The 8,020-nt window shown below is 68.1% G+C and carries 10 protein-coding genes; 3 read left to right on the top strand and 7 right to left on the bottom strand.

The features are described from left to right. The 3 genes from HMPREF0591_RS13030 to HMPREF0591_RS13020 form a co-directional block, all read right to left on the bottom strand. Positions 1 to 456: wax ester/triacylglycerol synthase domain-containing protein (locus HMPREF0591_RS13030; protein ID WP_007169031.1), on the bottom strand; the 456-nt coding region annotated here is incomplete at its 3' end. Further along, positions 457 to 1,362 carry an alpha/beta fold hydrolase gene (locus HMPREF0591_RS13025; RefSeq protein WP_040622788.1) on the bottom strand — a complete coding sequence of 302 codons (906 nt, stop codon included), beginning with the start codon at positions 1,360 to 1,362 and terminating at the stop codon, positions 457 to 459. Positions 1,363 to 1,476: 114 nt separating this feature from the next. Further along, positions 1,477 to 1,950: a VOC family protein gene (locus HMPREF0591_RS13020; RefSeq protein ID WP_040622463.1), complete on the bottom strand. Its 474-nt coding sequence runs from the start codon at positions 1,948 to 1,950 to the stop codon at positions 1,477 to 1,479. Positions 1,951 to 2,072: 122 nt separating this feature from the next. On the opposite strand from HMPREF0591_RS13020, the gene HMPREF0591_RS13015 reads away from it, so the two are divergent. Beyond that, positions 2,073 to 2,936, top strand: coding sequence for an alpha/beta fold hydrolase (locus tag HMPREF0591_RS13015; protein ID WP_007169028.1), 864 nt, complete (start codon positions 2,073 to 2,075; stop codon positions 2,934 to 2,936). Between the two features lie 59 nt (positions 2,937 to 2,995). On the opposite strand, the gene gnd is transcribed toward HMPREF0591_RS13015, so the two are convergent. Together gnd and HMPREF0591_RS13005 are read right to left on the bottom strand one after the other, a co-directional pair. Further along, positions 2,996 to 4,018, bottom strand: coding sequence for a phosphogluconate dehydrogenase (NAD(+)-dependent, decarboxylating) (gene gnd / locus HMPREF0591_RS13010; protein WP_007169027.1), 1,023 nt, complete (start codon positions 4,016 to 4,018; stop codon positions 2,996 to 2,998). Positions 4,019 to 4,033: 15 nt separating this feature from the next. After that, positions 4,034 to 5,479, bottom strand: a complete 1,446-nt coding sequence (locus tag HMPREF0591_RS13005; RefSeq protein WP_007169026.1) for a glucose-6-phosphate dehydrogenase — start codon at positions 5,477 to 5,479, stop codon at positions 4,034 to 4,036. A 108-nt stretch (positions 5,480 to 5,587) separates the two neighbouring features. Between HMPREF0591_RS13005 and HMPREF0591_RS13000 the strand changes: the two genes are divergently transcribed. Continuing rightward, positions 5,588 to 6,412 carry an adenylate/guanylate cyclase domain-containing protein gene (locus HMPREF0591_RS13000; protein WP_007169025.1) on the top strand — a complete coding sequence of 275 codons (825 nt, stop codon included), beginning with the start codon at positions 5,588 to 5,590 and terminating at the stop codon, positions 6,410 to 6,412. Here HMPREF0591_RS13000 and HMPREF0591_RS12995 read toward each other — a convergent pair. Next, on the bottom strand, positions 6,364 to 6,573 hold the full coding sequence (locus HMPREF0591_RS12995; RefSeq protein WP_007169024.1) for a hypothetical protein: 210 nt from the start codon (positions 6,571 to 6,573) through the stop codon (positions 6,364 to 6,366). The two genes, HMPREF0591_RS13000 and HMPREF0591_RS12995, sit on opposite strands and share 49 nt — an antisense overlap. Positions 6,574 to 6,642: 69 nt before the next feature. On the opposite strand from HMPREF0591_RS12995, the gene HMPREF0591_RS12990 reads away from it, so the two are divergent. Next, positions 6,643 to 7,332, top strand: coding sequence for a hypothetical protein (locus HMPREF0591_RS12990; protein WP_007169023.1), 690 nt, complete (start codon positions 6,643 to 6,645; stop codon positions 7,330 to 7,332). Here HMPREF0591_RS12990 and HMPREF0591_RS12985 read toward each other — a convergent pair. After that, complete coding sequence (locus tag HMPREF0591_RS12985; protein ID WP_040622461.1) at positions 7,329 to 7,652, bottom strand: putative quinol monooxygenase; 324 nt, start codon at positions 7,650 to 7,652, stop codon at positions 7,329 to 7,331. The two genes, HMPREF0591_RS12990 and HMPREF0591_RS12985, sit on opposite strands and share 4 nt — an antisense overlap. Positions 7,653 to 8,020: the final 368 nt, after the last annotated feature.

Here is an 8,020-nt window from a genome sequence, read left to right as displayed (position 1 = left end):
CCAGGCCGCCATCGCCGACGCCCGCGCCCCGTCGGCCAGCGCGTGCGCGACCTGCAGCACCGCCACGCAGCCCGGGCCGGCGACGCCCGGGATACCCAGCACCGACGGGAAGACGTGCAGCCGCCAGGGCATCCGGCGGGCGTCGAGCTGGTCGGCGGTGAGCGCGACGATGGCCGCCAGGCAGCCGGCCCAGCTGCGGTCGTCCAGGTCGTGGCGGACCGCCCGGTCGGGCCGGACGGCCGCCGGGACCCACTGCGGATAGGCCAACGGTCCCCGATCGCGCACCCGTAGCGTCAGCTGCGGGCAGGCGTCAGCCCGCCGGCAGAGTCGGTCGACGACTTCTGCGTAATCCGCGGGCTCGCCGTCGAACGCGTACAGCAGGAACTCGTCGTTGGGGATCTTGGCCGACATCCAGTAGAACTGCGCATCGACGGCGGCCATCCGCTGCGCGGGCATTCAGCCGGGTGAGCCGATGAACCCGAGCACCAGGTCGGCGACCTTGTCGGGCTGTTCGAGCTGCAGGAAGTGCCCCGCGTGCTCCACGATGGCCACCTCGCTGCCGGGCGGCAGCACCTTTTCGGCCCAGCGGGCGAAAGCCGGTGTCATGCAGCCGTCGTCGCGGCCATGCAGGTACAGGCACGGCCACACCGGCTCTTGGGTCCAGAGTTTGTTCAGTTCGGCATACTGCGCCGGCGGCCGGGTGTTGCGAATCGTGGCGCGGTACGGTCCCAGCGCGGCGTGCCAGCTCTCGGGCGTTCCGATCGCCGCGTCCACATGGCGCAGGTCCTCGTCGGCGCGATAGCCCGGGGACCACCGCCGCCACAGCAGCGGCAGCACCCAGGACGCGGAATGCTCTGGCGCCACGGGCAATTGGAAGTACATGATGTACCAGCTGCGGAACAGCTGCCGCGCCAGGTGCCCGGCCAGCCGTCCCCGTTCGGCGGCACCGGCCTTGCGCCGGAAGGCGGCCGACGGCGGCACCGACATGATCACCGCCTTGGTGAATGGGCTGTCGGGCATGGCGGCCAGGCCGGTGGTGGCGATCGCGCCCCAGTCGTGGCCGATCACCACGTCCGCGTCGGTGCCCCCCGCCGCCGACCGCACCCGCAGGGCGTCGTCCATCATCGCGCCGATGTGATAACTGCCGTCGGAGGGGATCGACGACGGCGCATATCCGCGCATGAAGGGCGCCACCACGCGCCACCCGGCGTCGACGAGGCGGGGAGCGATCTTGCGGAACCCGTAGGGAGTGTCGGGGAAGCCGTGCAGGCACAGCGCGAGGGGGGCGTCGGGGGACCCCCAGGTGAGTGCCTTCAGGTCCCCCGCAGGACTGGGCACGTCGATCCAGCCAGGTTCACCCATGTTCACTCCCTGCTCGGCGGCGCGTCCGCACGGACCAACCTAACGCGTGTGGGCGCCGGGCGCACCGACCGGTCGCCGCAAGCGGTCAAACCGCAGCTGCGGCAGGGAGTTTCGCTATACCCGCGCGGCGGCCTCGTCCAGCTCGGCAATGACGATCTTGCGCATGCCGTACATGGCTTGGGTGGCCGCCGACGCGCGTGTCCGGTCGGGATCGCTGATCAATTCGTAGAGCCGGTCCGGGACGATCTGCCAGCTCAGCCCGAAGCGGTCCTTGCACCAGCCACACTGCGATTCCTCGCCGCCGTCGGTCAGCCGCTCCCAGTAGTAGTCGACCTCGTCCTGGTCGGCGCAGTGGATCGTGAAGGACACCGCTTCGCTGAACCGGAAGTGGGGGCCGCCGTTGATGCCGATGAACCGGGTGCCGTCGAGCACGAAGCTGCCGGACAGCACGCTGCCGGGTTCGCCGGGTCCGGCCTCCGTGGTTCGGTTGAAGCCCTCGATGTGCGAGTTCGGGAAGATCGAGGTGTAGAACCTGGCGGCCTCCTCCAGGTCGTGGTCGAACCATAACGACGGGGTGATCGATGGCATCGGGTGCGGCCTCCTCATCGGCTCGTGGGTGTCGTCACTGATAGACCCCGGCGATGGCCGAAACTCATCGCCTCGTCGCCCCGGGTAAGAGTGCTTAAGCCCCCTATGTAACGTCAGGTCGCATGAGCACCGTCAGCAGCGTCCCTCAGACGGTCGAGTTTTCCGGCGTCGGGGGGATCACTCTGGTTGCCGACGAGTGGAATCACGGGACGGACGGCGCGGGGCGACCGAGCGTCCTGATGCTGCACGGCGGCGGCCAGAACCGGCATTCCTGGAAGAACACCGGTCAAACGCTCGCCGACGAGGGCCTGCACGTCGTGGCGCTCGACAGCCGCGGACACGGTGACAGCGATCGCGCACCCAACGCCGACTACGACGTCGAGACCTTGACCGCCGACGTCCTGCAGGTGATCCGTGCGCTCGGCCGCCCGGTGATGATCATCGGGGCGAGCATGGGCGGGTTGACCGGCATCCTCGCCGCCCACCGGGCCGGGCCCGCGGAGGTGACCCGCCTGGTGCTCGTCGACGTGGTGCCGCGGTTCGAGAAGGGCGGCAGCGCCCGGATTCGCGACTTCATGATCAGCGGCCTCGACGGTTTCGACTCGCTGGAGCAGGCCGCCGACGCCGTCGCCGCCTATCTCCCGTACCGCGACAAGCCGCGCAGCCCCGAGGGGTTGAAGAAGAACCTGCGCTTACGCGACGGCCGCTGGTACTGGCACTGGGACCCCGCCTTCATGACCAAGCCCGGCGACGACCCCGAGCTGCGCACCGAGAAGTTCGAGCAGGCCGCCAAGAGCCTGTCCATTCCCGTCCTGCTGATCCGCGGAAAGCTTTCCGATGTCGTCAGCCCCGAAGGCGTGCGGCATTTCCTGGCCAGCGTTCCCCGGGCGGAGTTCGTGGAGCTGCCCAAGGCCGGGCACACCGCGGCCGGCGACGACAACGACGCGTTCAGCGACGCCGTGGTGAAGTTCGTCAAACGCCACTAGCCAGTTCGCCGGTGGCGACCCGCTTCGCCCGGCTACGCTGCCCTCGCGATCGCCACTAGCTAGTTCGCCGGCTTTTCGGCGTGCCCGCCGAACTGCTTGCGCATCGCCGACAGCGCCTTGTTGGCGAAGTCGTCGAGTGACCGCGAGGCGAACCGGGACTGCAGCGCCGTCGTCAGCACGGGCGAAGGCACCCCCTCGTCGATCGCCGCGATGGCGGTCCACCTCCCCTCCCCGGAGTCGGAGACCCGCCCGGAGAACTCCTGGAGATCGGGCGAATCGTGCAGCGCGATGGCGGTCAGGTCCAGCAGCCAGGAGCCGATCACGCTGCCCCGGCGCCACACCTCGGCCACCTCGGGGATGTCGAAGTCGTATTGATAGAACTCGGGATTCGACAGCGGCGCGGTTTCGGCGTCGCCCTGCTGCACGTGCTTGCCGATGTCGGCGTTGCGCAGGATGTTGAGCCCCTCGGCGAGCGAGGCCATCATGCCGTACTCGATGCCGTTGTGCACCATCTTGACGAAGTGCCCGGCGCCGGACGGCCCGCAGTGTAGGTAGCCCTTTTCCGATCGGGCGACCTCGCCGTCACGGCCCGGCGTACGCGGCGCCGCGTCCACCCCGGGGGCGACGCTGGCGAAGATGGGCTCGGCGTGCAGGAAGGCCTCGTCGTCGCCGCCGATCATCAGGCAGTAGCCGCGTTCCCGACCCCACACGCCGCCGCTGGTGCCGCAGTCGAGCAGGTGGATCCCCTTGTCGGACAGTGTCTTTGCGTGGCTGATGTCGTCGCGGTAGTAGGAGTTGCCGCCGTCGATGACGATGTCGCCGGAGTCCAGCGTCTTGGCGAGCTCCTCGATGACGCCCGTCGTGATGGTCCCGGCCGGCACCATCACCCAGACCACCCGCGGCGCGGTCAGCTTCGCGGCGAGCTCCTGCAGGGACGACACGCCGGTGGTCCTCTCCTCCCCCGCCATGGCCTTGACGGCGTCGGGGTTGTGGTCATAGACCACGCATTCGTGTCCGTCCTTGGCGACGCGGCGGACGATGTTGGCGCCCATCCGGCCGAGGCCGATCATCCCGAGCTGCATGTCTTCCCGTTCTCCTTACTGTGACGACGTGTGCTTTGGCAGCCACGGCCCTTGCCAGCTGCGATGACCGTGCAGCAGCGATTGCGCGGCCTCCGGTCCCCAGGAGCCCTGGTCGTAGTGATGGATCCGGCCGGGTTTGTCCAGCACGGGCTGCACGATCCGCCACGTCTCCTCGATGGCGTCTTCCCGGGCGAACAGCTGCCGGTCGCCGGTGAGCGCGGCATAGAGGAGCCGCTCGTAGGGGCGCACGGCTTCCCCGAGGTCCTCGGCGAACGAGGAGTCCAGGTGCACGTCGTGCCACCCGTCGCCGACCTGGGCGGACAACTGCAGCCGCATCCCGGGATCGGGGTCGATGCGCAGCACGATCTGGTTCGGCTCGGGCGGGCGACGGTTGGGCAGGAACGAGAACCCCGGCACGTGGTGCAGGAACATCCGCACCTCGGTGACCCTCTCGGGCAGCGCCTTGCCGGCGCGCAGGAAAATCGGCACGCCGGCCCAGCGCCAGTTGTCGATCTCGGTCCGCAGCGCGACGTAGGTCTCGGTTTGCGAATCCTTCGCCACGCCGGCGACGTCGGTGTAGCCGCGGTATTGGCCGCGCACGCAGCGGTCGGGATCCAGCGCCGGCATCGCCCGGAACACCTCGGCCTTCTTGTCGTTCAGGTCGTCGGCGCTCGGACCCACCGGGGGGTCCATCGCGACCAGGGCGAGCACCTGCAGCAGGTGGTTCTGCACGACGTCGCGCAGGGCGCCGACCGCGTCGTAGAACTTGCCGCGGTCCTCGACGCCGAAATCCTCGGCCATGGTGATGTGGATTTCGGAGATGCTGTCGCGGTCCCACAGCTTGGCGAGTGCGTTGTTGGCGAAGCGCAGGTACTGCAGTTCCTCGACGGGTTGCTTGCCCAGGAAGTGGTCCACGCGCAGGATCTGGTCCTCGTCGAGCACGGCGCGCAGCCGGGTGTTCAGGTCGCGCGCCGAGGGCAGGTCGTGCCCGAAGGGCTTCTCCACCGCGACGCGTGCGCACTCCAACAGGTCCGCCTTCGCGAGGTTTTCGACGATGGGCGCGAACAGGGACGGCGGCATCTCCAGGTAGTACAGCGGCCGGCAATCCTTGCCGATCTCCTTCGCGAGCCGGCCGTAGAGCTTGTCGTCGGTGACGTCGCCGTGCAGGTAGGACAGCCGGCCCGCAAGCCGGTCGAACACCGCGTCGTCAAACTTCTCCCCGGACGCCTTGATGGCGTCCCGGGCCCGCCCGACCAGCTTCTCCAACGAGATGTCGTCACTGGCCACGCCGATGATCGGGACGTCCAGCAACTCGCGCGCCTCGAGGCGGTACAGGGCGCGATACGTCATCTTGCGCGCCAGATCACCGGTGATGCCGAAGATCACCAACTTGTTCGAAGCGCTGTCTTTGTTCGAAGCGTTGTCTCCGCCGTCAGCCAAGCCCGCACCTCCGAAAGTCATCCGATCGGCTCTTCCAGACTCACTACCCGCGGCGGTCGGACCTAACACTAGACACCGCGCACAGGCCCGACAACCTCAGGCCATCGGGGCCTTTGGCAGGATGCATGCGTGGGCGACGCGCTGCATATCACGGTCTACGTGCTGGCCGGTGTCGCCGCGATCGAAGCCGTCGCGCTCGCCGTGCTGTCGCGGATGCTGGTGCGCAGCCGCGCGGAGATCGACGAATTGCGGCAGCGGACCGACACGCGCAATCAGCTGCTCTCGGGCGGGCGCGAGGCGGTCAAGAGGGTGTGGAACACCGCCAACCTGTTGCGCAAGGAGGGCTTCGGTGCGGCGGTGCGCAGCTCGATCGAGGATCTGGCCGACTGGGCGGAGGTGGAGCGCCCCGACCTGGCGCGCGTCACACCGGACGGCCGGGTGGTGATCCTGTTCTCCGACATCGAGGAATCCACCGCCCTCAACGAGCGCATCGGTGACCGCGCGTGGGTCAAACTCATTGCGGCGCACGACAAGCTGGTGTCAGACCTGGTGCAGAAGCGGTCCGGTCACGTGGTGAAGAGCCAGGGCGACGGCTTCATGATCGCCTTCGCCCGCGCCGACCAGGCGGTGCGATGCGGCATCGACCTGCAGCATGCGCTGCGCAAGGACGCAAAACGCAAGCGGCACACCGAGCTTCGGGTCAGGATCGGCATCCACATGGGCCGCTCGGTGCGCCGCGGCGACGATCTGTTCGGCCGCAACGTCGCAATGGCGGCGCGGGTGGCGGCGCAGGCCGTCGGCGGCGAGGTGCTGGTGAGTCAACCGGTCCGGGACGCCCTGTCCGACTGTGACGACATCCGCTTCGACGACGGGCGCGACGTCGAGCTCAAGGGTTTTTCGGGCAGCTATCGGTTGTTCGCCGTCGAGGCCCCGGCCGATCCCGACCGGGACTGAAACCCTTGCTCGTCGTATTCGGCCAGCCGCTGGTGCAGGCGGGCCCGCACCTCGTCGGCCGTGTACGCGCGGCGTTTGCGTTGGTCGCGCGCCACCAGCGCGCCCCCGGCGACGACACCGGCGACACCGGCCAGCCCGAGCCACTTCCACACATTGCGCATGGACACAGACTATTCGGGTTGTGATTAACTTGGTGCTCTTGTAACCGGACACAGGCGATTCGGCTCATCATGCTGACCCTTGAGCAAGCGCTGAACGAGACGCGCACGGGCGATCTCTGGCTGTTTCGTGGCCGCTCCCGGCCCGACCGTGCGATTCAGACGTTGACGAACGCACCGGTGAATCACGTCGGCATGACGGTCGCGATCGACGACCTGCCGCCGCTGATCTGGCACGCCGAACTGGGTGACAAGCTCGTCGACATGTGGACGGGAACCAACCACCGCGGCGTGCAGCTCAACGATCTGCAGCAGGCCGTCCTGCAGTGGACGCAGCGCTACGGCCAGCGGTGCTGGCTGCGTCAGCTGACGCCGCACCCCACCCGCGAACAGGAGAACAGGCTGCTGCGGGTCATCGCACGGATGGACGGCACCGCTTTTCCCACCACCGCTCGGCTGACCGGCCGCTGGTTCCGCGGCCGGATTCCGACCGTCAACGACTGGGTGCGGGGAATTCCCGTGGTGGACAGCAAGGTTCGCGAGCAGACCCGGCACCGCCGCGAAGAACGCAAGATGAGCCTTTCGACGGCGTATTGCGCGGAGACGGTGGCGATCACCTACGAGGAGATGGGATTGCTCGATACCGACAAGGACGCGAATTGGTTCGACCCGGGCAAGTTCTGGAGCGGTGACACGCTGCCGCTGGCGCCGGGCTATCAGCTGGGGGACGAAATCGCCGTGACGGTAAGCGAAGTCGGCTAGTCGACCGACATCTCGCCCAGCTCCGACCACCCGGCGGCGTCGATCGTCTGATTGATGATCTTCGGGGTGGATGTCAGGGCCTGCGGCAGCTCGCGCATCGCCCGCTTGAAATGATCGCTGTTGACGTGCACGCCGCCCGCTTCCTCGTCACGGAACGCCTCCACCAAGACGTATTCCGCCGGGTTGTCCAGGCTGCGCGACCACTCGAACCACAGGTTGCCCTCTTCGGCCCGAGTGGCGGCCGTGAAGGAGGCGACGAGTTCTGGCCAGCGGTCCGTCCACTCGGGCTTGGTTTCGAACTTGACGACGATGAAGATCATGGCCGGCCCCCGCCTAGCTCCGTATCGAAGACGCGCCCGCTCGGTCCCGGCGGGCAGCGTCAGCATAACCGCCCACCGGGAGGCGCCGGACGATCATCGCGCCAGCAAAGTGTGCCCCGGGCGTCTTGATGGACGCCCGGGGCACACCCTGTCTTTGATTCCACGTGCATAGCGAACCGGCCACCCGCCCCGGCGGAGTGGCCCGCCTCACAAACCGCTCGCGGGCCGGGCCATTTCACTTCGCCGTGGGTCCCGTTCTATTGACGTGTCCTATACGCGTCGAATAGCGGCGCAATAGATTGAGACATTCGCGAATTGATTTCGTTAAGGATTCGCAATTCCCGGGTCGCCGGGCGGCGGCAATTCGG

The organism is Mycobacterium parascrofulaceum ATCC BAA-614 (assembly GCF_000164135.1).
Classification (GTDB): Bacteria; Actinomycetota; Actinomycetes; order Mycobacteriales; family Mycobacteriaceae; genus Mycobacterium; species Mycobacterium parascrofulaceum.
The sequence above is the reverse complement of the archived record's forward strand: the minus strand, read 5'-3'. Positions and strand labels throughout refer to the sequence as shown.

Coding starts and splice junctions, on each gene's coding strand:
- HMPREF0591_RS13005 (WP_007169026.1), bottom strand. CDS start 5,479: ATGACTTTCGGAGGTGCGGGCTTGGCTGACGGCGGAGACAACGCTTCG.
- HMPREF0591_RS12995 (WP_007169024.1), bottom strand. CDS start 6,573: ATGCGCAATGTGTGGAAGTGGCTCGGGCTGGCCGGTGTCGCCGGTGTC.
- HMPREF0591_RS13025 (WP_040622788.1), bottom strand. CDS start 1,362: ATGGGTGAACCTGGCTGGATCGACGTGCCCAGTCCTGCGGGGGACCTG.
- HMPREF0591_RS13015 (WP_007169028.1), top strand. CDS start 2,073: ATGAGCACCGTCAGCAGCGTCCCTCAGACGGTCGAGTTTTCCGGCGTC.
- HMPREF0591_RS12990 (WP_007169023.1), top strand. CDS start 6,643: ATGCTGACCCTTGAGCAAGCGCTGAACGAGACGCGCACGGGCGATCTC.
- HMPREF0591_RS12985 (WP_040622461.1), bottom strand. CDS start 7,652: ATGATCTTCATCGTCGTCAAGTTCGAAACCAAGCCCGAGTGGACGGAC.
- HMPREF0591_RS13020 (WP_040622463.1), bottom strand. CDS start 1,950: ATGCCATCGATCACCCCGTCGTTATGGTTCGACCACGACCTGGAGGAG.
- gnd (WP_007169027.1), bottom strand. CDS start 4,018: ATGCAGCTCGGGATGATCGGCCTCGGCCGGATGGGCGCCAACATCGTC.